At 57.7% G+C, this 26,455-nt stretch carries 23 protein-coding genes and 3 tRNA genes; 13 read left to right on the top strand and 13 right to left on the bottom strand.

Translation table 11 applies throughout. The annotated features are described in order from the left end of the window. Positions 1-14: 14 nt before the first annotated feature. Positions 15-611, bottom strand: coding sequence for a phosphoribosylglycinamide formyltransferase (gene purN, locus ACR0CR_RS08520; protein ID WP_480598175.1), 597 nt, complete (start codon positions 609-611; stop codon positions 15-17). Next, positions 608-1,654, bottom strand: coding sequence for a phosphoribosylformylglycinamidine cyclo-ligase (gene purM, locus ACR0CR_RS08515; RefSeq protein ID WP_480598174.1), 1,047 nt, complete (start codon positions 1,652-1,654; stop codon positions 608-610). Before purM ends, purN begins: the two co-directional genes overlap by 4 nt. Before the next feature lie 108 nt (positions 1,655-1,762). Here purM and ACR0CR_RS08510 point away from each other — a divergent pair. After that, a tRNA-Ile gene (locus tag ACR0CR_RS08510) sits at positions 1,763-1,839 on the top strand. Between the two features lie 430 nt (positions 1,840-2,269). Further along, complete coding sequence (locus ACR0CR_RS08505; protein ID WP_480598173.1) at positions 2,270-3,430, top strand: matrixin family metalloprotease; 1,161 nt, start codon at positions 2,270-2,272, stop codon at positions 3,428-3,430. A 59-nt stretch (positions 3,431-3,489) separates the two neighbouring features. On the opposite strand, the gene ACR0CR_RS08500 is transcribed toward ACR0CR_RS08505, so the two are convergent. Then, a complete protein-coding gene (locus ACR0CR_RS08500) occupies positions 3,490-4,809 on the bottom strand; it encodes an ATP-binding protein (protein WP_480598172.1) in 1,320 nt (439 codons plus the stop codon). Between the two features lie 44 nt (positions 4,810-4,853). On the opposite strand from ACR0CR_RS08500, the gene ACR0CR_RS08495 reads away from it, so the two are divergent. From ACR0CR_RS08495 to ACR0CR_RS08480, 4 genes are all read left to right on the top strand, one after another. Beyond that, on the top strand, positions 4,854-5,768 hold the full coding sequence (locus ACR0CR_RS08495) for an MBL fold metallo-hydrolase (protein ID WP_480598171.1): 915 nt from the start codon (positions 4,854-4,856) through the stop codon (positions 5,766-5,768). A gap of 77 nt (positions 5,769-5,845) precedes the next feature. Further along, positions 5,846-5,920, top strand: a tRNA-Asn gene (locus ACR0CR_RS08490). 193 nt (positions 5,921-6,113) lie between these two features. Then, positions 6,114-7,001, top strand: coding sequence for a hypothetical protein (locus ACR0CR_RS08485; RefSeq protein ID WP_480598170.1), 888 nt, complete (start codon positions 6,114-6,116; stop codon positions 6,999-7,001). 118 nt (positions 7,002-7,119) lie between these two features. Then, positions 7,120-7,194 (top strand) — tRNA-Asn (locus tag ACR0CR_RS08480). Between the two features lie 166 nt (positions 7,195-7,360). Here the strand turns inward: ACR0CR_RS08480 and ACR0CR_RS08475 are convergent. The 4 genes from ACR0CR_RS08475 to zwf form a co-directional block, all read right to left on the bottom strand. After that, positions 7,361-8,236, bottom strand: coding sequence for a hypothetical protein (locus ACR0CR_RS08475; protein ID WP_480598169.1), 876 nt, complete (start codon positions 8,234-8,236; stop codon positions 7,361-7,363). Positions 8,237-8,504: 268 nt separating this feature from the next. Then, positions 8,505-10,115, bottom strand: a complete 1,611-nt coding sequence (pgi, locus tag ACR0CR_RS08470; protein ID WP_480598168.1) for a glucose-6-phosphate isomerase — start codon at positions 10,113-10,115, stop codon at positions 8,505-8,507. A gap of 5 nt (positions 10,116-10,120) precedes the next feature. Further along, positions 10,121-10,792 carry a 6-phosphogluconolactonase gene (pgl, locus tag ACR0CR_RS08465; RefSeq protein ID WP_480598166.1) on the bottom strand — a complete coding sequence of 224 codons (672 nt, stop codon included), beginning with the start codon at positions 10,790-10,792 and terminating at the stop codon, positions 10,121-10,123. Beyond that, entirely contained in the window at positions 10,789-12,237 is a 1,449-nt protein-coding gene (zwf, locus tag ACR0CR_RS08460; protein WP_480598165.1) for a glucose-6-phosphate dehydrogenase, read from the bottom strand. Before zwf ends, pgl begins: the two co-directional genes overlap by 4 nt. Before the next feature lie 163 nt (positions 12,238-12,400). On the opposite strand from zwf, the gene ACR0CR_RS08455 reads away from it, so the two are divergent. Then, positions 12,401-13,354 (top strand): radical SAM protein, encoded by a 954-nt coding sequence (locus tag ACR0CR_RS08455; protein WP_480598164.1) that lies wholly within the window; start codon positions 12,401-12,403, stop codon positions 13,352-13,354. On the opposite strand, the gene ACR0CR_RS08450 is transcribed toward ACR0CR_RS08455, so the two are convergent. Further along, positions 13,351-13,620: an usg protein gene (locus ACR0CR_RS08450; RefSeq protein WP_480598163.1), complete on the bottom strand. Its 270-nt coding sequence runs from the start codon at positions 13,618-13,620 to the stop codon at positions 13,351-13,353. The genes ACR0CR_RS08455 and ACR0CR_RS08450 overlap by 4 nt on opposite strands. A gap of 192 nt (positions 13,621-13,812) precedes the next feature. Here ACR0CR_RS08450 and gyrA point away from each other — a divergent pair, with 192 nt between their 5' ends. Together gyrA and trhA are read left to right on the top strand one after the other, a co-directional pair. Further along, entirely contained in the window at positions 13,813-16,536 is a 2,724-nt protein-coding gene (gene gyrA / locus ACR0CR_RS08445; protein WP_480598162.1) for a DNA gyrase subunit A, read from the top strand. Between the two features lie 182 nt (positions 16,537-16,718). Next, positions 16,719-17,339, top strand: a complete 621-nt coding sequence (gene trhA / locus ACR0CR_RS08440) for a PAQR family membrane homeostasis protein TrhA (protein WP_480598161.1) — start codon at positions 16,719-16,721, stop codon at positions 17,337-17,339. Between the two features lie 396 nt (positions 17,340-17,735). Here trhA and ACR0CR_RS08435 read toward each other — a convergent pair whose 3' ends face one another. Genes ACR0CR_RS08435 through ACR0CR_RS08420 form a run of 4 tightly spaced genes read right to left on the bottom strand, consistent with a single transcriptional unit; the run spans position 17,736 to position 22,046 of the window. Next, entirely contained in the window at positions 17,736-18,608 is an 873-nt protein-coding gene (locus ACR0CR_RS08435; RefSeq protein ID WP_480598160.1) for a CE1 family esterase, read from the bottom strand. A 14-nt stretch (positions 18,609-18,622) separates the two neighbouring features. Continuing rightward, complete coding sequence (locus ACR0CR_RS08430) at positions 18,623-20,092, bottom strand: carboxypeptidase M32 (protein WP_480598159.1); 1,470 nt, start codon at positions 20,090-20,092, stop codon at positions 18,623-18,625. A 5-nt stretch (positions 20,093-20,097) separates the two neighbouring features. Further along, complete coding sequence (ctaA, locus tag ACR0CR_RS08425) at positions 20,098-21,243, bottom strand: heme A synthase (RefSeq protein WP_480598157.1); 1,146 nt, start codon at positions 21,241-21,243, stop codon at positions 20,098-20,100. Positions 21,244-21,302: 59 nt separating this feature from the next. Next, positions 21,303-22,046 (bottom strand): RNA methyltransferase, encoded by a 744-nt coding sequence (locus ACR0CR_RS08420; RefSeq protein ID WP_480598156.1) that lies wholly within the window; start codon positions 22,044-22,046, stop codon positions 21,303-21,305. Between the two features lie 161 nt (positions 22,047-22,207). Between ACR0CR_RS08420 and ACR0CR_RS08415 the strand changes: the two genes are divergently transcribed. The 4 genes from ACR0CR_RS08415 (at position 22,208) to ACR0CR_RS08400 (ending at position 25,417) form a co-directional block, all read left to right on the top strand. Then, positions 22,208-22,825, top strand: coding sequence for a thiamine phosphate synthase (locus tag ACR0CR_RS08415; protein ID WP_480598155.1), 618 nt, complete (start codon positions 22,208-22,210; stop codon positions 22,823-22,825). 45 nt (positions 22,826-22,870) lie between these two features. Further along, a complete protein-coding gene (locus ACR0CR_RS08410; protein ID WP_480598154.1) occupies positions 22,871-23,764 on the top strand; it encodes a PfkB family carbohydrate kinase in 894 nt (297 codons plus the stop codon). Beyond that, a complete protein-coding gene (locus tag ACR0CR_RS08405) occupies positions 23,761-24,675 on the top strand; it encodes a pseudouridine-5'-phosphate glycosidase (protein WP_480598153.1) in 915 nt (304 codons plus the stop codon). The genes ACR0CR_RS08410 and ACR0CR_RS08405 overlap by 4 nt, the downstream gene beginning before the upstream one ends. 64 nt (positions 24,676-24,739) lie before the next feature. Beyond that, the gene (locus ACR0CR_RS08400; protein WP_480598152.1) at positions 24,740-25,417 is read left to right on the top strand and encodes a DUF502 domain-containing protein; all 678 of its coding nucleotides are present in this window, start codon (positions 24,740-24,742) and stop codon (positions 25,415-25,417) included. Here ACR0CR_RS08400 and ACR0CR_RS08395 read toward each other — a convergent pair whose 3' ends face one another. Continuing rightward, positions 25,418-26,443 carry a patatin-like phospholipase family protein gene (locus tag ACR0CR_RS08395; protein ID WP_480598151.1) on the bottom strand — a complete coding sequence of 342 codons (1,026 nt, stop codon included), beginning with the start codon at positions 26,441-26,443 and terminating at the stop codon, positions 25,418-25,420. Positions 26,444-26,455: the final 12 nt, after the last annotated feature.

The following is a 26,455-nucleotide window of genomic DNA, read 5'->3' as shown; positions in this document are numbered from 1 at the left end:
TCGCACTGAAGTCCTCAACCCAGAAAGACGGGCGTCCTATCACCCATCGCATACCGCCTAAGCACTGCCGGGTAGAGCTTGTGCTCCCACAACAGCACGCGCGCAGCAAGTTGATCCGGCGTGTCTCCGGCCTCAATATTCACTCTGGCCTGCCCCACGACGGGGCCGTCATCCAGCGCCGCGGTTACTTCGTGGACCGAGCATCCGTGCTCGGCATCGCCCGCTTCAATCGCGCGGGCATGCGTGTGCAGGCCCTTGTATTTTGGCAACAGTGACGGATGGATGTTCAGCATTCGACCCTGAAAACGCGACACGAAATCAGCCGTCAGCACCCGCATGAACCCCGCCAGGCATACGATGTCGGGCTGCGCTGCTTGCAAGGGTTTCAGAAGTTCGGCCTCAAAGGCTGCGCGATCGCCCTTGAATGGTCGATGATCCACGGAAGCCGTCGGGATACCCCTTTCAGCCGCTTTTTTCAGACCACCCGCCTCAGGGTCGTTCGACAGAACCAAGCAAGGCCGCGCCGGGTGATCACCAATCATGCTGTCAACCAAAGACACCATGTTGGACCCGCCGCCCGAGATCAGGATCGCGACGCGTTTGTGACTCACAGCAGTTTGCCTGAATAGGAAACACCCGGCACTTTGGTAATAGTTCCAATACGCGCAACCGTTTCACCCGCTTCTGCAAGCAAAGCGGCCTGTTCATCGGCCCGGTCTTCCGCGCATACGACGATCATGCCTATACCGCAGTTGAAGGTCTTGAGCATTTCGCCTTCGGCTATTCCGCCCGTCTCCGCCATCCAGCGGAACACAGGCGGCAGGTCCCAGCTGCTCAGGTCGATCTCTGCCCCCAGCCCCTCGGGCAGAACGCGCGGCAAGTTCTCGGTCAGTCCGCCGCCGGTGATATGGGCCAGCGCATGAACACCGCCCGCGCGGATCGCCTGTAGCGCCGATTGCACGTAAAGCCGCGTTGGCGTCAGCAGCGCCTCACCCAACGAACCCTCACTGAACGGAGATGCAGCATCCCAGTTAAGCCCCGAGATCTCGACCAACTTGCGCACCAGCGAATACCCGTTGGAATGCACCCCGTCCGAAGCCAATCCAAGCAGCACGTCGCCCGGCTGCACGCCAGCGGGTAAATGCGCGCCCCGCTCCATCGCGCCGACCGAGAATCCGGCCAAATCGAAATCGCCATCCGGGTACATTCCGGGCATCTCTGCTGTTTCGCCCCCGATCAGCGCGCATCCCGACCGCACGCAGCCTTCGGCGATGCCCTCGATGATCCGAGCGGCCGTGTCCGTGTCGAGCTTGCCGGTGGCAAAATAATCCAGGAAAAACAGCGGCTCGGCCCCCTGACAGATCAGGTCGTTTACGCACATGGCCACCAGATCGACACCTACGCCGTCTACCACGCCGGTATCGATGGCGATCCGCAGCTTGGTGCCCACACCGTCCGTCGCGCCCACCAGAATCGGGTCCTCGTATCCGGCCGCTTTCAGATCGAACAGAGCGCCAAATCCTCCCAGCCCGCTCATCACGCCTGATCGGTCGGTACGCTTGGCTGCAGGCTTGATCCGATCGACCAGAGCGTTCCCTGCATCGATGTCGACACCTGCGTCGGCATAGGTGATTCCGTTCTTGCCCGCTGTCATGGCCAACCCTTCGTGAATGCTGTCCCGCGCGGGTTAGTCGATTGTTGGGCGCGTTGCAACGGTCAGGCTTGACGCTGGCGTTCACCGTGATAGGCAAAGCGCCATGGCGGGCCTGTAGCTCAATTGGTTAGAGCAGAGCGCTCATAACGCTTTGGTTGGGGGTTCGAGTCCCTCCGGGCCTACCAGAAATCACGCTATGATAATGGCTTTTCCACAAATTATCGCCATGTTCGACGGCAAATTCGGTCTAACCGTGACCAGCAGGTCGGACCAAGGATTGCTGCACGACGCTATTTCCTGATCACCCCCACCTCTTGCCGCGCAGATAACCCATCAGGCACAGAGATGTTGAGATGTCACGGTCTATTCCTAGCCGCTGTTGGGTGCGCGACTCGTCAAAGGTGATTTGTCAATGTGCGGAGCAGCGCCAATTTTGCAGCCAATGCTTTGGAACAGTCGGCACCAAATGGACGACGCGTTGCATGTCTGAACTCGAGAGCCCGAGACATGACTTTTTGACCGCGTTATGTTAAATTCTGAGGGTCAATTCTTGACCAGGCACCGCGTTTGGCGCCTTGCCCAATATTTTAATTTCCACATTGAAAGGATACCACCATGGCTACGCGCAGGACACAATCTACCCGTCTCGCCGAGCTTGAAGATCGCATTGAAGAGCTTGAGGAGCGTCTTGGCGAAGACCGCTACGGTCACCAACACGAAACTGTAAATGACATCCCGCATGTGTGCGCACTTCCCGTTCTGCCGGAACGCAAATTTGACGACGGCGTATCGCGTGATCGGCAGAGGGCGATACTGGCGACCGGCAACAAATGGGCGAACGGGACCAATATTCACTACTACCTTTTCTCCAGCGGAATCTTGGGAGGCTCGGAAGACGAACGAGAGGTCGTGCGTCAGGCGTTTCAGGTTTGGAAGGATGTCGGAATTGGCCTGACCTTTACCGAAGTCTCCGACATTCAGGACGCCGAGCTTCGCATCGGGTTTCTTCGAAATGATGGGTCATGGTCCTATGTGGGGACGGTCGCGCTGCAGGTCGGTCAGACCGAACGCACAATGAACTTTGGTTGGGATATTACGCAGTCCGGGCCGAATGGACTGGATACCGCTTTGCATGAAATCGGGCACGCGCTGGGTTTGAGGCATGAGCATCAGAACCCGCATGCTGGTATCGTTTGGAATCGCCAGGCTGTGTATGACTTTTTTGCCAGGACTCAGACGCCTCCGTGGGATGAAGATACCACCGACCACAACATCTTGAACACAATCGACCCGGCGACCGTGGAAGGGTCGGATTGGGACCCGGACTCCATCATGCATTATTCCTTTGCGCCGGGGCTTATCAATCAACCTGTGCGGTTCAGAAACGGACTTGACCCGGCGCTTGGGCTTTCCGATAGCGACATTGCCGTAATTCGGCGAATCTATCCGCCGCTAGGCGGGGCGTCAGTGCTGCCGGAACTCAAACTGTTCGAATCCCAACGGCTTTCAATCATGCCCGGTGAGCAAAAGGACTTTGCCGTTATCCCGACGCATTCTAGGGACTTCACGTTTTCCACATTTGGGCGCTCTGACACCGTCATGGTTCTGTTCGAGGATATTGACGGAGATCCCGTTTTCATTGAAGGCGACGATGACAGCGGATTCAATCGCAATGCGCGCTTCACAGTTCGCCTGATCAAGGGTCGAAAGTACAAGCTGCGCATCCGGTTGTATTACAACTGGGCCGAAGGGGATACGATCGTAATGATGTGGTAGCCGGATGAGAGGCTCGCGGCCGGTTTGTGATAGCGACGTGTGGCGGGGAAAGCTTGGGGCTATCGCCCCACAACGATATCCGCGCTCAGCCCGCCCAGCCTGTCGCTGCTGCCCAATCGCAGGATGCCGCCATGAGCGCGAGAGATGTCGGCAACGATGGCCAGACCCAGACCTACGCCACTGCCTTGATTTTGATTTCGTGCGGGATCAAGACGGGTAAAGGGTCGCACGGCCTCGGTTCTCTGATCTGGGGGTATCCCCGGCCCGTCATCTTCGACCCGAATGCGCAGGCTTTTGGGTGTCAGGCTCAGACTGACTTCGGCCCGCGATCCATATCGAACGGCATTGCTGATCAGATTTTCAATAGCGCGCCGCATCGCCGTGGGACGCATATTGACAACACCTTCGCCTTCAACAGAGACAAGTTCGGCGTCATAGCCCGCGCGCTTGGCATCGGTGATGATCTGTCGCAGCCACGGCTCTATCTCGACTGCTTCGGGCGACCCTTCGGACGCACCACGGGAAAATTCCAGAAACGCGTCCAGCAGGGACTGCATTTCGTCCACGTCTTTCAACAAAGGAGCGGATTCCTCTTCTGGCAAAAGCGCCAACCCCAGCTTCAACCGGGTCAACGGTGTTCGCAGATCGTGACTGACCCCCGACAGCATGAGGGTGCGCTGCTCGATCTGGCGCTCGATCCGGGCGCGCATATCCACAAAGGCACTGCCTGCCGCACGTACCTCGGTCGCGCCACCGGGCGTATAAGGCACGACCCGCCCCCGACCAAACGCCTGCGCTGCGTCGGCAAGACGGGTGATCGGGCGCAGCTGGTTCCGCATATACAGAAACGAGATCGTCGTCATCAGACCCGCAAAGAACACCATCGTCACGATCAACTGATGCGGCGCCGTGGGGGATAGTCTCCGCCGATCAAAACTAAGCTCTAATATGCCAAGCTGTGTCCGCAAATACATCTCGGCGGTTTGCCCGCTTGGCAATGAAACCTGCACCAGCGTCGGAAGCAACTCACGCAGTTCCGATTCGACCTGTGGCGCAATGAAATCGTACCAACGCCGGCGTTCGGGGTTCGGGGCTTCGTCGAATTCAAGGAACCGGGCGGACATCTGCAAAGCCATCAGTTCCGGCCGCATTTCTGCAAGCGCCTGTTGCTGCGTTTCCGCGCCCTCGATCGTGTTCAGGATCAAATCTACTTCCCGAGACGCCGCCCGCGTCATTTGCGCGGTGACATCCTCCAGGTGTCTCTGCAAAAAGGCGATGGCGACGACCAACAGAACTACAACCACCGGCAAAGCCAGGATAAGGGCGGCTCGGGCATACAGGCTGCGCGGCATATAGGGTTTGAGCCATTGGGTCGTCATGCGCTAAACCTAGCGGGCTGCCCGACGAAGAGAAAGAGGCCAGAATGCTCCCTCCTGACGATTTCAACCCTGTTCCGGGTGCCTGTGTTGACCTGTCAGGCGGGGTGCGGCGTATTGTGGCTCCCAACCCGTCTCCGATGACGTATCGCGGCACGAATACCTACTTGCTGGGCACGCGCGATGTCGCAGTCATCGATCCCGGACCTCTCAGCGAACAACACCTGGATGCGATCCTTGAAGCGCTCGAACCAGGCCAGCGCGTCAGCCATATTTTTGTGACCCACAGCCACCTTGACCACTCTCCTCTTGCTGCTCCTTTGTCCGAGCGAACGGGCGCCCGGGTATTGGCCTTTGGCGGCCCCGAAGCCGGTCGCAGTGACGTCATGACACAGCTCGCGAACCGGGGATTGGCCGGAGGCGGAGAAGGCATTGATGCCGACTTCTGTCCCGACACCGAACTGGAGGATGGGGCGCGTATTGCCGGATACGACTGGGAGCTTGAGGTCATCCATACACCGGGTCATCTGGGCAATCACATTGCATTGGCGTGGGGTGACGTCTGTTTCACCGCCGATCATGTCATGGGCTGGGCCAGTTCTTTGGTTTCCCCGCCTGACGGGGATCTGACGGATTTCATGGCGTCCTGTCAAAAGCTGCGCGCGCGGAACTGGTCGGTCTTCCATCCCGGTCACGGAGCGCCTGTGACCGCCCCCTCAAAGCGTCTGGACTGGCTGATTCATCACCGTCTGGAACGTGAACAGCAAATTCTTGCCGCCCTAGCCCGCGGCCCGGGAACCGCTCGTGAACTGGCCGAAGCGATTTACACCCAGACACCCCCTGCTCTGCTGCCTGCAGCCGAACGCAACGTGTTTGCCCATCTGGTTGACCTGACAGGAAAATCCCGGGTCCGGCCATTGGCGGAACTATCCGCGAAGGCCAGTTTCGCGTCGGCCGAATGACGTGCATGAAACTTTTTGACTTGGAAGGTCTTTCGCCACTGGACGATTAAAATTCGGGTTGCTATACGGCCCGCAGTTCCGGCGTAGCTCAGCGGTAGAGCAGTTGACTGTTAATCAATTGGTCGTAGGTTCGATCCCTACCGCCGGAGCCAGATTTCCCTGAAGGCACAATTGAGCGCGCGCCGTGACACAGTCGTGTTTCCATAGGCTGCGCAGCACAGCCATAAATCCACGGGTTTCAATGAATTGCTTGTCGTGTTCAAAAATGAAAAATAGGTTCTGTTGCATCACGTCAATTCATTAGCCCGAGGGCCATGATCCGACAGGCCAAAAAAAATTTGCGATATGCGCCGCGAGTATGAAATCGGGATGCTCTGGGTCGAAGGCCCGTTGAGCTATGTGGAAGTCCTGTGCGCCAAGTCTTTCCTGGATGCAGGCCATCATGTCCGGATATTTCACTATGGCGACATCCGGAACGCCCCGGATGGTGTCGAGCTGGTTGACGGAAACACGGTTCTCAAAAGCGATCAGTTCCTGAACCACGGCCGGACGGGCAGCTTCGCGTTGTTCTCGGACGTGTTCAGGTATCACCTGCTACACCAGAACGATCGCATGATCTGGGCCGACTTGGACGCCTATTGCCTGAAAGCGTTCGAAACCGATACCGGGCATTTCTTTGGTTGGGAGTCCGAGCACCACATCAATGGTGGTGTTCTGGGCCTTCCACCTGACAGTGAGGCGTTGGGACACCTTCTCGAAATGACTCGGGATGAGTATTACATCCCGGATTGGCATTCGGATCGGCAAAAAGCCCGAATGCAGGTGCTGAAAGACGCGGGGAAACCCGTTCATGTTAGCGAAATGCGATGGGGTGTATGGGGTCCGCAAGCCATCACGCACTTTCTGAAGATAACGGGCGAATCAAAATATGCCCTTCCTGTCAATTCCTTATACCCAATTAGCTTCAAACAGCGCCGCTACCCTATGCGGACACATAGGTTGCGTGAAGTTGCTCAATCCGTGACGGAAGACACGTTTTCAATCCATTTCTATGGCCGCAGAGTGAGGCAGTTTCTCGCATCTATTGGCGGCCTTCCCGAGCCCGGCAGTTACATGGAAGCCTTGCTGGAAAAACACAACATCAACCCGTCCGAGGCCCCGGTTTTCACACGGCAAGAGCGTGAAGCGATCAAAGCGGCAACGAACGCGAACCCCGGCGGTCGGGCTGAATAGTATCCTGGCGGTTGGGTCACTTGGCAGCACCGGGCCGGGATTCAAAACGATCCGTCCCAAAAAACTCATCAGCCCCTCTGGACGCCGGAAAACTTGGTTGCTATACGGCGCGGACCGTTCCGGCGTAGCTCAGCGGTAGAGCAGTTGACTGTTAATCAATTGGTCGTAGGTTCGATCCCTACCGCCGGAGCCAATTCCACATTTCTTGCAGACGTCGCGCAAGTGGGTTTTTGGCTTGCATATTCAAAGTTCTGCGGCAAATCAAAAAGCTTTTCGTCGAGTGTTACCCCACCAATACCCGGTCCTCCACTGAAGCATTCCAGGGCGCCAACTGGCAAAAAGACATCTGCAGTCAAATGTCAGTCGACGCCGAATGTGGACAACACTTTCCGCGTATCTTCAGCCGGTAGTAGAAAGTCGTCGAAATAGCGGTTCTTCTTAGGAAGTTTTCCTGCGGCTTCTTCCAAGTTTTCGCCATGTCCGATTGCATAGACTATGGCCTCGAAACCAACATGGTGCAGGTTCATCAAACCTTCTTCGTTGGCCTTTCGGATTAATTTATGATTGAAGACAGGAACTCTGGGATTGGATTTTCGCGCAGGGTCGCAACGGTATCGCCACGCCACACACGATCCACATTTTGAATCGAGTGAGCGCATCTGCGACAGCCGTGGCGGGAGTCCCAAAATATGGTCTCCAGAAATAAACCGCCCTAGGTTCTTTAATCCAACCACGATAACATCAAACACGTAGCGCTTTTGTTGTTCTCGAATAGCTTCCTGTGTCGGCAAAGATAGACGAGCAGCCCTGCCCGTCTTCGTATCGAACAGATAGCCGCGGTCGATCAAATAGCCCGACGGATCGCGTTTCTGGATCATGTATCTTACCAGTTCAGGGTGGACGTAATCGTCCGCGTCCAAATTGAAAAAATAGATATCGCCTGAAAAGTTATCCGCGCAGAACTCAAGCATCTCATTCCGCTTTGGTGTTTTGTCGTTCCCTTTCACCGGCTCGGTGAACGGCAAATAGATGATCCGATCGTCAAATTCGATCCCATCAGGTTTGGTTTGGCAACAGATTACCGCGCTCCAATTCGGGTCGACCTGACGACGCAAGGTTTCAACCGTCTTCGCAAGATTGGCACAGACCTTTGACCAGTCTCCGGCATTTTCTTTAGAAATCAGCGGGATCGAAAACACGACCTTAGGAGCTCCCGAAATGGGATCGTTGGTCATCTCATTGCGCCAAGGCTCTATCTGCGACCTACACAAGGTCAGCTGGTCTTCTGAAAGGGGCAATGGGCAACCCTCCATTGGGTCAAGCGATGTCTCAGAGCCATCAACTGCGCAATGTTGCTATCACTGGCTTAGAAATTCTAATAGACATGGTCAAGATCGGGCGCTACACCCACTTGGGTGACGCACTATGCGCTGTCTGAAAATCTAACCGACGCAAAATGTGAAGCCTGCACCAGAGGTGACAGCAATAATATTCGAACCGCTTTCAGTCCCGATGCAGCATCGCAAACGCAACTAGTGCCGCGGTTGAACCATCCTTGTTGTCTGCACTGGCCTCACCATCCACGATCGGTCCCAGCGAGGTTGCCAGTTCCTTGCCCAGTTCAACGCCCCATTGGTCGAACGAGTTGATACCCAGCAAAACCCCTTCGACAAACACCCGATGTTCGTACAACGCGATGATCTGGCCCAGAACGAACGGAGTGAGCTTTGGATAGATCAGTGTGGTTGACGGCCGGTTGCCGGGAAACACGCGGTGGCGGGCTTGCCGCTCGAGTTCGTCCCCTTGCAAACCTTTGTCGGCCATGCGCTTACGCGCTTCGGCCAGAGAACGGCCACGCATCAAGGCCTCGGATTGGGCGAGGCAATTGGCCAGCAACAGTCGATGGTGATGGGTCAGTTCAGGCTCATGCCCTTCGGCGGCAACCATGAACTCGCACGGGATCACATCGGTGCCCTGATGGATCAACTGGTAAAAGGCGTGCTGTCCGTTTGTACCGGGCTCGCCCCAGACCACAGGGCCGGACGGAAGCGCCAGCGCACTGCCGTCCATCGCGACCGATTTGCCGTTCGATTCCATTTCCAGCTGCTGGAAATAGGCAGGCAGCCGTAGCAAACGCTGGTCATAGGGCAAAACTGCACGGCTGGAATGGCCCTGAACCTGACGGTGCCAGACGCCCACAAGCGCCAGCATTACCGGCATGTTCTCGGCCCAGTCTGCCGCACGGAAATGCACGTCCATCGCCTGACCACCACGCAGAAACGCATCGAACGCGTTTGAACCAACGGCGATCATGACGGGCAGGCCCACCGGTCCCCAGACCGAGTATCGCCCACCGACCCAATCAGCAAAACCGAACACACGCTCCTCGGGGATGCCAAAGGCCTGCGTTTTGTCCAACGCACTGGAGACAGCTGCAAATTGCCGGGAAGGGTCACCACCTCCATCCGTCATCCAAGCCCGCGCTGTGCGGGCGTTGGTCATGGTTTCGATCGTTGTGAACGTCTTGGACGCCACAATTACCAGTGTCCGCGTTGGATCAAGCTGGCGCAAAGTGTCCGCAATATGTGCGCCATCCACGTTCGAAACATAGTGCAACCGTGGCCCATCATGATACGGCGACAAGGCATGCGTCGCCATAACCGGCCCCAGATCCGAGCCTCCGATCCCGATATTCACAACATCGGTAAAGCTGCCCCCTGCCCCTGTCAGAGCCCCTCCGCGCACCTCTTCGGCGAAAACGCGCATTCGTTGCAACGTGTCCAAAACGTCAGGCATCACGTCAACATGATCCACCTCGACCGGGCCGCCATCGAGGTTGCGCAGCGCGGTATGAAGAACGGCGCGGTCTTCGGTTTCGTTGATTTTGGCACCAGTGAACATCGCTTCGCGCCGGTCGGCCAGATTTGCATCGTCGCAAAGACGGATCAGCGCGTTGCGAACCTCGTCGTCGATCTGAGTTTTTGAGTAGTCAAACAGAAGGTCACCGGTTGAGGCCGCAAAGCTCTGAGCTCGCGCGGGATCGGCCTCGAACAGGTCCAGAATGGCGCGGTCCCGGTGTTCGTTTGCCAGAGATCTAAGGGGGTCAAGGTTCATGTCCGTTACTCCGCCCAATGCACCGTCATCCCACTCAGCACCGCTGCAATCGGTGCTTCTTCGGGCGGCAACGACATGGCGCGATTCAGCGCGTCGCGTTTGGCGGTGCCAAAGATGACCAGATGCTTGGACAAGGCCCCGTCCAGAACCGGCGCGGTCAACGTTATGCGCGGCTCTGGCTGCGCATCGGTACGGGCCACTGCCAGCGTCGGTGCGTGGCTGTCCAACGCATCAGACAGGCCCGCCATCCCGGGAAACAACGAGGCAGTATGCATATCCTCACCCATCCCCAAAACCAGAACCGACAGCGGCAGCACCGGCGTGATCTGGCTTTCGACTTCGGCCAAAGTCTCGTCAGGCGCGTGGCCGGGCAGATACAGCGGTATGTATTGCGCAACCGAAGCGCGGTTCGTCAGCAACCGCTCGCGGATCAGGCGCTCGTTCGAGCGTTCATGATCCCCGGGCACACAACGTTCGTCTGTCGGCAAGACCCGCACCCGATCCCATTCCAGGTCAGCCGCGCAAAGACCGTCGAACACCGGGCCCGGCGTGGTTCCACCCGGCACGGCAAGCGAGACCACGTCATGATGCAGCAAGGCAGCCTCAAGCTCTCCGGCCAGTGCGTTCGCGACGTCTATGGCCAGCATGTCCCGGTCGGCGTATTCCTGAATTTTCATGGGTTTATTCCTTGCCAGCGGCGACCGTCCCGTTTCATCAGCAGCTCGGCGTCGCCCGGTCCTGTACTGCCGCTGTCATAAGGTTTAGGCACATCGCCGCGCGCCTGCCAACCTGCGATGATCGGATCAGTCCAGGCCCAGGCGGCCTCGACCTCATCTCCACGCATGAACAGGGTCTGGTTGCCACGGATCACGTCCATAACAAGCCGCTCATAGGCATCTGGTGGCGTTTGGCTGTCCGGGCCAAGCGCTTCGGCAAAACTCATGTCCAGAGGCACATCGACCAGACGCATGCCACCCGGTCCCGGCTCTTTGATGGTGACCTTCAGGGTGATCCCCTCATTCGGTTGCAGCCGGATCGAAAGCACATTCGCATGACGACCGGCCTCTTCTCCGAAAATGGAATGCGGCGCGTCCTTGAACATCACGTTGATCACCGATGACCGCGCCACAAGCCGCTTGCCCGTGCGAAGGTAGAACGGCGTTCCCGCCCACCGCCAATTGCTGACATGCGCCTTTAGCGCGACATAGCTTTCAGTGGTTGACCTCGGATTGCCGACAACCTCACGATAGCTCTGACCACCCCCTTCAAATTGACCCCGTACGATGTGGTGCGGCTCAACGGCGTCCAGCGCGCGGATCACTTTCAGCTTTTCGTCCCGCACAGCATCGGGATCAAACTTTGCCGGCGGCTCCATTGCGATCAGACAGAGCAGCTGCATCAGGTGGTTCTGCATCATATCGCGCATAGCGCCTGCGCGCTCATAATACTCTTCCCGACCGTCAATACCCACGGATTCGGCGACGGTTATCTGGATGTGGTCGACATATTGGCTATTCCAAAGCGGCTCGAACAGCATGTTGCCGAAACGAACCGCCATGAGATTCTGAACCGTTTCTTTCCCAAGATAGTGATCGATGCGATATATCTGGTTCTCGCTGAAATGCGCGGCCAGCGTCGCGTTCAACGCGCGCGCGCTGCCCAGATCGTGGCCGAAGGGCTTTTCGACAACAATCCTAGATCGCGACGTAGCCAGGCTGTGCGACTTAATGCGCTCGGCAAGTGGTGCAAACAATCTTGGTCCGACCGAGAAATAAAACGCCCGAACCCGATCCAAATCAAGCTTGCTGGACAGCGTATCCCATCCCGCATCTGATGACGCGTCCAACGGCACATAGTCGACCCGCTGCAGAAACGAATTCAAAGCGCCGGCGTCGGAACTTTGCACCGCAGCGTGATCGCGCAGAGAATCGGATACGATATCCCGAAACGCGTCTGGGCTGTGTTCTGCCCTTGCCGCTCCGATGATCTGAACCTCTTTTGGCCATTGGCCTGCGCAAAAACGCCGAAAGAGCGCCGGAAGGATCTTGCGCTGCGCAAGATCACCCGTTCCGCCAAAAATGACCAGATCAAAGGGGTCAACGGGGATGACGCGAGAAACCATGGCTTTTCCTTACCTTGCCCAATTGAGCATGTCCAATGTTAGCGCAATCATTTCGGCGATTTTTCCTATCATCAAAACTCTGTCAAGTTGTACCCATTGCCCTTAACTATCGTTCAACAAAAGGCTAAACCTTGTCGATCACGTCAAAGAACCGGATACCGGAATGAAAGACAACGCCCCTCGCAGCGCCAATATCGGCAAGTTTCAGGACAAATTGGTGACAGCAGACGGGCAAAACCGCGCGTCGGTGGCGTTGAAAAACCCCGAGACCCTGTGGTTCAACACCGGAACACTGTGCAACATCGAATGTGCGAACTGCTACATCGCCAGCAGTCCCACCAATGATGCGCTCGTTTACATCACGGCTGACGAAGTTTGCACTTATCTCGACCAGATCGAAGACCGCAAATGGCCAGTGCGCGAAATTGGCTTTACCGGTGGCGAACCCTTCATGAATCCCGAAATGATCGAGATGGCCCGCGCGGCGCTTGAACGCGGGTACGAGGTTCTTATCCTGACAAACGCGATGCGCCCCATGATGCGCAAGACGATGCGCGAAGGATTGCTAGAGTTGCGGCGCGACCATGGAGACAAGCTGACGTTGCGCATCTCAGTAGACCATTACCGCGCGGACCTGCACGACGAGGAACGTGGCTCGGGTAGCTTTGAAAAGACCTTAAAAGGTATGGAATGGCTACGCGACAATGGCTTCAAATTGGCAGTTGCAGGACGCAGTGTCTGGGGCGACAGCGATGCCGATAGCCGTGCCGGATACGCGGCGTTTTTTGATGAGTATGGGTTTGATATCGACGCACAGAACCCGGGTCAGACAGTCCTTTTTCCCGAAATGGATGAGACCGTCGAAGTGCCCGAAATCACCACCGCCTGCTGGGGCATTTTGAACAAATCGCCCGAGGCCGTGATGTGTTCAAACGCACGCATGGTCGTTAAACGCAAAGGGGCTTCACGCCCTGCGGTTCTGGCCTGCACGCTTTTGGCCTATGAACCGGAATTCGAAATGGGCCACACTCTGGCCGAGGCCGAGGCAGATGTTCATCTGAACCACCCCCACTGCGCCAAATTCTGTGTTTTGGGCGGGGCCAGTTGCTCGGGCTAATTGACCTGAAACTCACCCACCATGTTCCGCCATTCGCCCGGAGCAATCATTTTGCGGTGCGTGAAGCGGACAGAATGCAATGGGCCTTCAATCTCACGCTGCCAGAAATCGATGAAATCGAATAGTTTCGGGTGGTCAGGAGCAAGGTCGTAATCCTGCCAGATAAACGTATTCAGAACGTGGATATAGTCGGGCATGTGATAGAAGAATTCAGCCGTCGTCAGCCCATAACCTTTCAGCATCAACTCGGTTTCGCTTTGCGCCATTCAGACCTCCAATTTCATTCAAGGTCTCTTTAGCCTAGCACGGAAACTCTCTAATTATTGGATAACAATATGTTACCCCCGTGTTACCGCAGTATTTTCACCGAAATGATCAGCTTGCTTGCACCTTATATGCCGGGTCTGATAAGGTGCATCCACAAGATATAGACCCAAGCCAAAGATCGGGCCGTTTACGTGAGCGATACGCCAGAAACCCCAGAAAACATGGATGAAACCCCGCCCGAGCGCCCCGTTTATGATGGCCCTACGGTGTCGATCGAATCCGAGATGCGCACATCCTATCTGGACTACGCCATGTCGGTTATCGTCAGCCGCGCGATCCCCGATTTGCGCGACGGGCTGAAGCCGGTGCATCGGCGGATTCTGTACGCGATGCACGAAACCGGGAACACCCACGACAAGGCGTATCGCAAATCGGCGCGTCCAGTTGGCGATGTGATGGGTAAATACCACCCGCATGGCGACAGCGCGATCTATGACGCACTTGTGCGGATGGCCCAGGATTTCTCGATGTCGCTGCCACTGCTGGACGGTCAGGGCAACTTTGGTTCGATGGACGGCGATAACCCGGCGGCGATGCGGTATACCGAAGTACGTATGGACAAACCCGCCGCCGCCCTGCTGGCCGATATCGAAAAAGAGACGGTCGATTTTCAGGACAACTATGACGGCAAGGACAAAGAGCCGACCGTCCTGCCCGCCCGTTTCCCAAACATGCTGGTCAATGGTGCTGGCGGTATCGCCGTCGGCATGGCAACCAACATCCCGCCGCACAATCTGGGCGAAGTGGTCGATGCGACGCTTGCGCTGATCGACGATCCGGATCTGACCTCGGAACAATTGATCGAATACGTCCCCGGCCCCGATTTCCCGACCGGAGGCGTCATGCTGGGCCGGTCCGGCGCGCGCAAGGCTTATCTGGAAGGCCGTGGCAGTGTCATCATCCGAGCCAAGACGCGGGTCGAGGAACTGCGCAAAGACCGTTACGCGATCGTCGTGGATGAGATTCCCTATCAGGTGAACAAAGCCTCGATGATCGAAAAGATCGCCGAAGCGGTGCGCGAAAAGCGGATCGAAGGTGTGGCCCATGTGCAGGACGAATCCGACCGCAACGGCGTGCGCGTGGTCGTTGAATTGAAGCGCGACGCGACACCTGAGGTGGTGCTGAACCAGCTTTATCGTTTTTCGCCGATGCAAACGTCCTTTGGTTGCAACATGCTGGCGCTGAATGGTGGTCGGCCAGAACAACTGACCCTGCGCCGGTTCCTGACATCCTTCATCGACTTCCGCGAGGATGTAGTCGCCCGCCGCACCGCCTATGATCTGCGCAAAGCGCGGGAACGCAGCCACATCCTGTGTGGTCTGGCCGTGGCCGTCTCGAACGTGGACGAAGTGGTTGCCACGATCCGCTCATCCGCAGACGCTGCTGAGGCGCGTGAGAAACTGATGACCCGCCGCTGGCCTGCGGCTGAGATCGAAGGCTATCTGCGCCTGATCGACGATCCTCTGTCCAAGATGAACGACGATGGCACCTATAACCTGACCGAGGTTCAGGCCCGTGCAATCCTCGAATTGCGCCTACAGCGCCTGACCCAACTGGGCGTCAAAGAGGTCACGGACGAGCTGGAACAACTGGCCGCCAAGATCAAGGAATACCTCGATATCCTCTCCTCGCGCGAACGCATCATGTCGATCATCGGCGATGAGCTGCGTGAGGTGCGTGAGCAGTTCGCCGTTCCCCGTCGCACCGAAATCGTCGACTGGTCCGGCGACATGGAAGACGAAGATCTGATCGAGCGTGAAGATATGGTCGTGACGGTTACGTCCGGTGGTTACATCAAGCGGACCCCGCTGGCCGATTTCCGAGCTCAGAAACGCGGCGGCAAAGGTCTGTCGGGGATGCAGACGAAGGAAGAGGATGTCGTCACCAACCTCTTCGTTGCCAACACGCATACCCAACTGCTTTTCTTCACCACCGAAGGCATGGTCTACAAGCTCAAAACGTGGCGCTTGCCGCAGTCCAGCCGGACCGGAAAGGGCAAGGCCATCGTCAACATCCTGCCGATCCCGACCGGGGTTTCCATCGCAGCGATCATGCCCGTCGATGTGCCAGACGAGGAATGGGAGAACCTGCAGATCGTCTTTGCCACCAGCGCGGGCGACGTGCGGCGTAACCGTCTGTCGGACTTCACCAATGTCCGCCGCAACGGCAAGATCGCGATGAAACTGCCTGAGGATGTGGAACTGGTGAACGCCCGCATCTGCTCGGAAGATGAAGACGTCATGTTGGTGACCAATTCGGGCCGTGCGATCCGCTTCCGTACTACCGATGTGCGCGTCTTTAACTCGCGCGAATCCACTGGTGTTCGCGGCATCAGACTGACCAATGGTGACCGGGTTGTGTCGATGTCTGTCATCCGTCATTTCGAGGCTGACCCGGATGAGCGTGCCGCATATCTCAAGATGCGTCGCGCCGTCGCTGGAATAGCCGATGACGGCGAGACGGACGAAGACGAAGCCACTCTCGGCACCATCACGCAGGAACGCTATGCCGAAATGTCGGCCGCCGAAAACCTGATCCTGACGATCACGACGGGCGGCGCGGGCAAACTCAGTTCCAGCCATGACTATCCGGTCCGCGGGCGCGGCGGCATGGGCGTCGCGGCGATGGACAAGGCCATGCGCGGTGGAGAGCTTGTGGCGTCGTTCCCGGTTGAGATCGATGATCAGATCATGTTGGCAACCTCAAAAGGCCAGTCAATCCGAGTTCCGGTGGACGGCATCTCTTTCCGGTCGCGCAGTGCAGGAGGCGTCAAAGTCTTCAATACGGGCAAAGGCGAAGAGGTCGTCAGCGTCGCGTGGATCGCCGATCAGGGCGAGGATGAAGTGGAAGAGTGATCCAAACCTTTCCGTGAAGCAAAACAAAAGCGCCCGAAAACCGGGCGCTTTTTCTGTTTTCGGTCATCACGTTCGCGCCAGTCATTGATCACACCAACTTGTCGGCTGGTCAGTCCGTGCTTAGATTTAGCCCTATGCAGTCGTATGCGGACATTCGACCGGCGTACAGTCCCGCCGAACGTATGAGTGATGGTGTTGTTCATGTTATCGGCCTTGTCATGGCCGTGGTGGCAGTGCCGCTGCTCATTACCTTTACTGTGATTTATCGATCAGACCCGGCCGCCGTTCTAGGGGCCTCGATCTATGGGGCCACCTTGGTCATGATGTTGAGTTTTTCTGCGCTCTACAACATGACCCAGTCTGATCGCTGGGCCGAACTATTTCGGCGGCTCGATCATTCGGGCATTTATGTGAAAATCGCGGGAACCTACACGCCTTTTCTTTTGCTCTCAGGCATACAACTGCCCGGATTACTGATCGGATTGTGGTCGTCTGCTGCGATAGGCTCGGCGTTGAAGCTATTGAACCCAAACAGGTTTCGCAACTTCGGGCTGGCACTCTACTTGCTCATGGGCTGGGCTGTAGTTTGGGCCGGACATTCTTTGCTGGCGGAACTGTCCCCGAGCATTCTGGCGCTTATGTTTGCAGGTGGACTCACCTACACTCTGGGCGTCGTTTTCTACCTTCTGCACTGGCTACCATTTCACAACACAATCTGGCATGTGTTCGTTTTGACCGGAACCGGCCTTTTCTTTGCCGCCGTAGCGCTGCGCATCGAACTGATGGTTACTGGGAACGTGTGACACCGCCGACATCGCCCAGCTCATAGAGCGCATAGCGCACTGAATTTCCGCACAGGATACGTCAGGAAGGGGTCGGGCCCGCTGGCGTCCTAGCATGGGCCTCGCGGCTATGGACAAAGCCATGCGCGGCGGCGGGCTAATTGCGCCGTTTCCTGTCAAATTGGGTGCCCCCAGACCAGGCTGGCCTCTTCCAAGAGGCAGTCGATTCGTGTGTTGGCGGAAAGTAACTTTTCCGCTCGAACAGCGCCGGCGAGATGTGGATGTTCTATGCCAGCAATGGTGAGCAAGTCGCCAGCGCAGATTGGGTTGCCGATCAAGCTGAGGAAAGCAGCGAGACTTAAGCAAGGCTTTCTTAAAATGTACAAAAGGGTCGTGATCGAACGTCACAACCCTTTTTCACAAACTCTCGTACCACTTGATGACCATTTCAGCCCAACCGTCGGGTATTGCGTGGCCACCCTCAAATCCAAGGACAGAAACTCTGGACCCCGTTTTGCACCCGCTCCAACGCCTCAGATCGTAACTTGCCTCGTGGGTGATCTGGACATCGGTGCAACCCGCGACTTGCGCCAGACTGTCTACCACCTCAACCGCACCCAGATAGCCCGGCCAGTTGTCAAAGGGTCCGGAACCCGCAAATGGGATCACTGCGTCCTGATACCCATGCGTATGAAACATGTCGAACCTGAAATCAGAGGTCGCGCATGGCCCCGGCCTACCCCGAACCGGCGTCCCCATCACAGGCGCAAAAGCGCGCAATTGTTCGTTGATACCTGCGCAAGCCAAGTACCACGCAAAACTGCCGCCACGAGACGAACCCGCGGTCAAAATCCTGTCGGGATCTATGGGAAATCTTGAAACGGCGTCTTCCACCACATCGGATGTAAACGCAAAATCATCCCAATCGCCTTGCCGCGTGTTCCATACCCAACCGGTGCCCGGACCGTTCCTGTATTCAATCTCAAGCGCCGTCGGCGCAATCAGGGCGTATCCTCGTTCCAGAACAGGGCGGGCCAAGCGGGAAGAACTGATGGTTTTCGCACCAGTTCCGTTGGAACCGTGAAAAAACAGTACCGCCGGGAACGGCCCTTCTCCATGCGGAAGAAGCACGTTGTAGTGGCGACCGGACAAAACACACGGATTATCCGCCGCCCCGCATTCGGTTTGCTGGTACAAGCCAGCAAGAGATGGCACCTCGGACGTGCCCTTGAACACCCAAAACAGCACCAGAGCCGCAAGAAATACAGCGAATATTCGTGTTAACCGCATGCACCTGTTTTCAATCAAAGCCCGTACAAGGCTCCAAATTTCGCATCCAGATACGTCAGTAACGGTTCGGGGCCAGGTTCCATACCGCTAGCTCGGGTTATGATGTCGCGCGGCTTATACAGGCCGCCGTGGCGCTGCAGGTTTTCCCGTAGCCAGCCGGTTGCACCTGTCGTATCCCCCTGCGCCAACTGATCGTCCAAATCCGGCACAGCTGCACGCAACGCCTGATTGAGGCACCCGGCATAGACGTTGCCAAGCGAATACGTGGGGAAATAGCCAAACAGACCCACCGACCAATGCACATCCTGCAGGCACCCGTTCGAAGGTTTGTCTACCGCGTAACCAAAATCCGCCTTGAACCGGTCATTCCAGGCGGCCTCAAGGTCCGCGACCTGCAAATCACCCTCCATAAGCGCGCGTTCGAGATCAAAGCGCAGCATGATATGCAGGTTATATTGCACCTCGTCCGCTTCGGTCCGAATATAGCCGTTGCGAACCGAGTTCACCGTTGAATAAAACGCGTTGGCATCCGAGATTCCAAAGTCTCCGAAGGCATCGGTCATCTGGTCAAAAAGCCAACCAGTAAAAGCGCGCGACCGGCCAAGTTGGTTTTCATAGATACGGCTTTGACTTTCGTGGACGCCCATGGACGCACCTCGCCCGAGCGGCGTCAGCAGATAGTCACGGCTGATCCCCTGTTCATAAGCCGCATGCCCGACTTCGTGAATGGTCGAATAGAAGCAATTGAACGGGTCGGTTTTGCTGGTGCGCGTGGTGATGCGTACATCCAACCCGCTGCCCGAACTGAACGGGTGTACGGCCTTGTCCGCGCGGCCGGTGTTCAGGTCATATCCGAAGGCGACCGCCAGTTTCTGCGAGAGTCGCATCTGGGTGCGTTCGTCAAATGTACCCGTCACCCCATCAGGCGCTGGTTTTTCTAGTAAACGGCTGCGCAATGCCACCAGACGCGGACGCATTTCATCAAAAATCTCGGCGATCTGCGCGCCCGTGGTGTAGGGTTCATAATCCTCGACCATGGCATCATAGATGTCGTTACCCTGCGCCAACGCGGCCCCCTCTTCGCGTTTGAGGGCCACAACCTCTTGCAGCACCGGCACAAAGGCGGCCACGTCCTCATCCGCGCGTGCCTGTGCCCAAATGCCCTGCGCCGCAGAGGTGACACGGGCTATGGCTTTAGCAAGATCGGCGGGCACCTTGATCGTGCGCTCATACGCCCGGCGGATCTCGCGCATCTGCGCCCGCGCAACCTCGTCTTCAGGGTCGGCCTTATCCAACCATTCCGCGACGCGCGGATCAGACCGGCGCGCGTGAAGGACCGCTTCGATCGCAGCCATTTCCTCGGCCCGCTGGGGCGCGGCGCCTCGCGGCATTACCGTTTCCTGATCCCATCCCAGTCGACCCGCGATCTGACTGAGGGCCGTCGTCTCGCGCTGAAACGCCATGAGGTCTTGGTACGCTGTCATTGGGATCAGGCTCCGCGGATTGAGGTTGCGATGGGATAGGCCGTCAGGAACCGGGCACGCAGGATCAGCGCCCAGACGACGACGGCCATGAATTGGTGGAAGATCGCAATCTGCCACGGCGCGGCATAGACCACGGTGACGATACCGACGACGATCTGCAGCGATAGGGCGGCGAAGGCTGCGTTGAAGGCAAATCGCGTCTGGGGATGCGCGCTGGTTCCACCGCGCCGCCAAACGACGAAGGCGAAGATCAGCAACAGATAGCCCACGCAGCGGTGAATGAACTGCACCAATCCGGGGCTTTCAAAGAAGTTGCGCCAGACCGGCTCCAGCATTGTCGCGTCCGGCGGCAAAAGCTGCCCGCCAATAAGGGGCCAGTCGGTGTACGACCGACCAGCGTCGATCCCGGCGACGAGCGCTCCGATAAGTATTTGCAAAAAGGTGAAGTGCAGCAGGCCGGTGGACAGCGAAAACAGTTTCGCCTCTTTCGCGCGGCGGGCCTGCATCAGGTCGCGTTCCTCGCGACCCAGTTCAAAGATGTACCAAGCGAGGAACCCGAGGATCACAAAGGCCAACCCCAGATGGAGGGCAAGGCGATAGCTGGCGACCGCGATCATGCCCTCGCCCTGAGTCACGCCCGAGGCGACCATCCACCAGCCAACCGCGCCCTGGATGCCGCCCAAAACGCCGGGAACCAAAAGTTTGCCCGTCCATCCAGTCGGGATTTTTCGCGTGACAAGGAAACCGAGAAACCCGATTGCCCAGACCAGACCAATCACACGGCCAAGCTGCCGGTGGCCCCATTCCCACCAATAGATGAATTTGAAATCGTCCAGCTCCATCCATTGGTTCTGGATGCGCCACTGATCGATCTGCTTATATTTATCGAACTCGGATTGCCAGTCGGCCTCGGTCATCGGCGGGATGGCTCCGGTAATCGGGCGCCATTCGGTGATCGACAAGCCGCTATCGGTCAGGCGCGTCAGGCCGCCAACCGCAATCATCATCACGACAAGTGCAAACAGGACCATCAACCAAGCGCGAATAAACCGGCGCGATCCGCCACGTCCCCGGTCGATCATACCGGGTTGAACGGCTTGTTGTTTTTCGGTGTCCGAGACCTCTTCGAAGATGCTGCGCTTACCGCTCATGCTGTCCTCATGTCGTGATTTCGTCGCAAGCTAGGGCTTGATGGCAAATAGGTCCAGCCTCAGGCTTTGTCCTTCCAGCGGACCATCTGACGCATGACCCCGTGCAGCATCTGAACATCAGCCCGTGTCATCCGCATTCGAGACCACAGGTTACGCAGATTGGTCTTCATCCCTTCGGCCTTTTCAGGAGGATAGAAGAATCCGGCCTCTTCCAATCGGTCCTCGTAATGTTCGACCAGTTTCTCAACTTCGATACCGGTAGCCCAATCGCCCCTGCCCAAATCGGTCGCCTCATGCACCACATCCCCCGTTTGGCGCATCCACTCATAGGCGGTCAGCAACACGCATTGCCCGAGGTTCAGCGAGGCGTATTCCGGGTTCACCGGAACCGAGATAATAGCGTTGGCCTTGGCGATATCCTCGTTCTCAAGCCCTGCCCGCTCCGGTCCGAAAAGAACGGAAACCTTCTCGCCCGCTGCCACCTTTTCCGCGGCGACCTGCATGGCACGTTCCGGGCTGTAGACGGGTTTGGTCAGACCTCGCTGCCGCGCCGTTGTGGCGAAGACGAAAGTGCTGTCAGCCAACGAGCCTGCCAGATCATCAAACAACTGCGCCTCATCCAGCAATCGCCCCGCCCCGCTGGACATCGCGACAGCCTTGGGGTTCGGCCACCCGTCCCGAGGCGCCACGATCCGCATCCGGTCCAGCCCGAAATTCCACATCGCCCGCGCGGCCGCGCCGATGTTTTCCCCCATCTGAGGGCGTACGAGCACAAAGGAAGGTTGAGGCTGATCGCTGGGCATGGCTGTCTCCGAAAGTTCCGCCTGCTCTAATCGGCCTGCCTGATCAGAGCAACCCGATCCTCTTCTTCCGGTCCCAAATATTTCCGCTGAAGGCATTAAAGTTTGCTTCCCCAGCGCAATCCGCTAAACCGCCCGAAAGACCAAAAGCCGAAGGACGCGATATGGACACCCCCGAGCAGCCACAGATTTATCTGATCACGCCTCCGACCATCGCGCTGAGCACTTTCCCTGAACAGTTGGCCCGCGTGTTGGACGGTGCCGAGATCGCCTGTATCCGGCTGGCGCTCGCGGGCAGTGACGAAGACACAATCGCGCGCGCCGCTGATGCGTGCCGTGAAATTGCCCATGCCCGGGATGTGGCGATCGTGATCTCGAACCATGTCGTACTGGCGCAACGGCTGGGTCTGGACGGCGTGCACCTGGACGACGCGGCGCGTTCGGTTCGGACTGTGCGCAAGGAATTGGGCCCGGATGCCGTGGTTGGCAGTTTCTGTGGTGCGTCGAGCCATGATGGCATGACGGCTGGTGAGAACGGCGCGGATTACGTGGCTTTTGGCCCGGTAGGCGCATCTGCTCTGGGCGACGGCACCACAGCCGAGAAAGACCTGTTCCAATGGTGGTCCGAAATGATCGAGGTTCCGGTCGTGGCCGAGGGCGGGCTGACACCCGACCTGATCCGGGATTTCGCGCCCCACACCGACTTCTTCGGCATCGGCGATGAAATCTGGTCGCAGGAAGACCCTTTGGTCGCATTGAAATCGCTCACCGACGCGATGTGAGCGTTAACCCTTGCGCCCGCGCCGGGGCTACGGCATGAGTTCGACATGACCCAGAACAGCGAAATCCTGTGTATCGGCTCGGTCCTGTGGGACGTGATCGGGCGTTCGGCCAGCGCCATGCGGCAGGGCTCGGACGTGCCGGGACGGATCACCCGTCTGCCGGGAGGCGTCGCCTTGAACATCGCGATGACGCTGGTGCGGTTTGGAATGACCCCGACCCTGTTGACGGCAGTTGGCCGTGATCCTGAGGGCGACGAATTGGTCAATGCCTGCGCACGGATGGGAATGGTGACGAACCATATATACCGGTCGCAGGATCTGCCGACCGACAGGTACATGGCTGTCGAGGGTGCAAACGGGTTGATTGCAGCCATTGCCGACGCGCATTCGCTTGAGGCCGCTGGCGGAAAAATCCTGCGCCCTTTGATGCACGGACCGCTTGGGTATGAGAACACGCCTTTTGAAGGCCCGATCGCTCTGGACGGCAATCTGAAACTGACACTGTTGGAAGAAATCGCCCAAAGCCCGGCCTTCGCCAAGGCGGACTTGCGCGTTGCCCCCGCATCGCCGGGTAAGGCGGAACGCCTGCTACCCTTCCTCAAACACGCCCGCGCGACGCTTTATGTGAACCTCGAAGAGGCAGGTATCCTGTGTCAGCGCGAGTTCACCGATTCCGAGTCCGCCGCCAAGGGTTTGCTGGACCGCGGCGCGCTGCGCGTGTTGGTCACGGATGGCGGCAACTCGGCCACCGTTGGCAATTCGGATGAAATCCTGACGCAAAAACCCCCTTCGGTTCTGGTCACCCGCGTGACCGGCGCCGGAGACACCTTCATGGCGGCCCACATCGCCTCAGAATCCGGCGGCGCAACCAGCGACGAGGCCCTGTCCCGCGCGCTAAACGCCGCAGCCACTTACGTTTCCGGAGAAACCCCACTGTGATCAATATCCACTTTTCCGCCGAGGTCCGCGCCGCCAAGGACGCAGGCCAGCCCATCGTGGCACTGGAGAGCACCATCATCACCCACGGGATGCCCTACCCTCAGAACATCGAGGTCGCGGCGCAGGTGGAACAGGATATCCGTGATGCAGGCGCGGTTCCTGCCACGATGGCGGTCATCGACGGCACGCTGAACGTGGGTCTGGAACCCGATCAACTGCAGGCCTTAGGTCAAGCGCAGGGCGTCGCCAAACTCTCCCGCGCAGACATGGCCGCCTGCATGGCCACCGGCGGCACCGGAGCCACCACAGTTGCGGCCACAATGATTGCCGCGCAATATGCAGGCATCGATGTCTTCGCGACCGGTGGTATCGGCGGTGTGCATCAGGGGGCTGAGACGTCGTTTGACATATCAGCCGATCTTCATGAATTGGCCCAAACTCCGGTGACAGTGGTTGCAGCAGGTGCCAAGGCGATCCTGGACCTTGCAAAAACACTTGAGGTTCTTGAGACGCTGGGCGTGCCCGTCATCGCCTATGGGCAGGACGAATTCCCTGCCTTTTGGTCCGCGAAATCGCCCTATGCTGCCCCGTTGCGCATGGACAGCCCAAAGGACATCGCAAAAGCCCACGCGACACGTCGCGCGCTTGGTCTGCCCGGCGGTCAATTGGTTGCGAACCCGATTCCAGAGGCTGATCAGATCCCGTCTGACGAACTGGCGCCCATTATTGCCTCAGCCCAAGCGGATGCCGACACGCATCGGATCAGCGGAAAGGGCGTTACACCCTATTTGCTGCAACGCATCTATGAACAAACTGACGGGCGCTCGTTGACGGCGAACATCGCGCTTGTCCGCAACAATGCGCGTTTGGCCGCAAAGATTGCCAAGGACCTGATTTCTCCGGCAGAATGACGCGGCACTATTGTACCTGTGTCCAGGACGACTTAACTAATTCGGCAAACCACTCAGGACGACAATGAACACGCCGTTTGACGAAGAACCCAATCGCCGACCTGGTCTGCTCGCCGGTCTTCGCGCGTCTTTTCTGACGGGTATCGTTGTCATTGCGCCGGTATGGCTGACGATATGGCTGATCTGGTCTGTGGTTGGCTGGATCGACAGCGCTGTTCTGCCTCTGATCCCACAGCAGTTTCAGCCGCATCAGTATGTCGGCATCAACCTGCGTGGCGTCGGCGTCATCATCTTCCTGATCTTCACGGTCATGGTCGGTTGGGTCGCCAAGGGTATTCTGGGTCGGTCGCTGATCCACTTTGCCGAAAGCCTTGTGAACCGGATGCCGGTTGTCCGTTCTGTTTATTCCGGGATCAAGCAAATTTCGGAAACTGTGTTTGCACAGACGGAACGGTCCTTTGAAAAAGCCTGCCTGATCCAATATCCCCGCCGCGGCATCTGGGCGATCGGGTTCGTTTCGACCACGGCCAAGGGAGAAGTCAGCGAACGTGCAGAAACGTCCGGTGGTTTGCTGAGTGTGTTTGTTCCAACCACACCGAACCCAACATCCGGCTTCCTGTTATTCTTTCCAGAAGAGGACGTGATCCTGCTGGATATGTCGATTGAAGATGCGGCCAAATTGGTTATCTCGGCGGGGCTGGTCTATCCCAACGACAAGGACCCGACACAGCCGCCCGAGTGATCAGCCGAACATTTCGGGTAGGTTGACGGTGCTTTTTTGCCCCAAGTCGTCTTTGTGATCGGTAAGAAACTGATCCGCTGCTGCGCGGCCAGCATCCTTTAACTTGTGCAAAATGACAGGGTTCGGCACCGTTTTTGTCGCCACAGACAGATCGTTCATCAGTTCGTCGTCGGCGACCATGTGCACCAGAACCCGGCTCATCTCGCCCGCTTGCAGCTTTCCTTCAGCCAGAAGGCGCTGCACAAAACTGATCGCCCGCAACTCGCGAAACAGAGATGAGTTAAAACTGATCTCATTGATCCGGTTTTGTATCTGCTGAGGGGTCTTCGGCACCTCATCGCGTTCCAAAGGATTGATGTTCACGATGACAACGTCGTCGGGCAAATCCTTGTTGAACAGAGGATAAAGGGCTGGGTTGCCGGTATACCCGCCATCCCAATAAGCTTCGGTCCGCCCGGATTTTGGGTCGAATATCTCAACCGCCTGAAAAAGATTGGGCAAACAAGCCGAGGCCAAAATCGCGTCAGTAGAAACCTCTGCCCCGGTGAACACCCGTATCTTGCCGCTGCGCACACAGGTGGCACAGACATACAAGTTGGGGCCTTCGTCGGCACAAATCTGTTCAAAGTTGAACTTGTCCACCACCGGTTCCAATGGATTGCGATAAAACGGGCCATAGGCATAAGGGGACACCAGCCGCGACCATGCATCGCCAACTGAAAACGGCAACGAATACTCCATTGCCTGTGCGATCTGAGCAGGCTCAAATGCTTGCATCCAATTGGCAAGGCGCATGTCGCCTACCGCGCCCATCTGCGCCCAAAGCTGACTCAGGTTGGCACGCGCACCCTCGCGCCCGCCTTGTACCATCCCCGATTTGAACGCAGCCCCGTTCAGCGCGCCCGCCGAAGTGCCGGTAATGGCCGCAACCTCAACATCCTCTTCGTCCAAAAACCGGTCCAACACGCCCCAGGTAAATGCTCCGTGCGCGCCACCGCCCTGCAATGCCAGATTGATCCGTTTCATTGCGCCCCTCCG

The organism is Ruegeria sp. AM2, from assembly GCF_056540685.1.
Note: the sequence above shows the minus strand (reverse complement) of the source record. Positions and strands in the feature narration are given on the sequence as shown.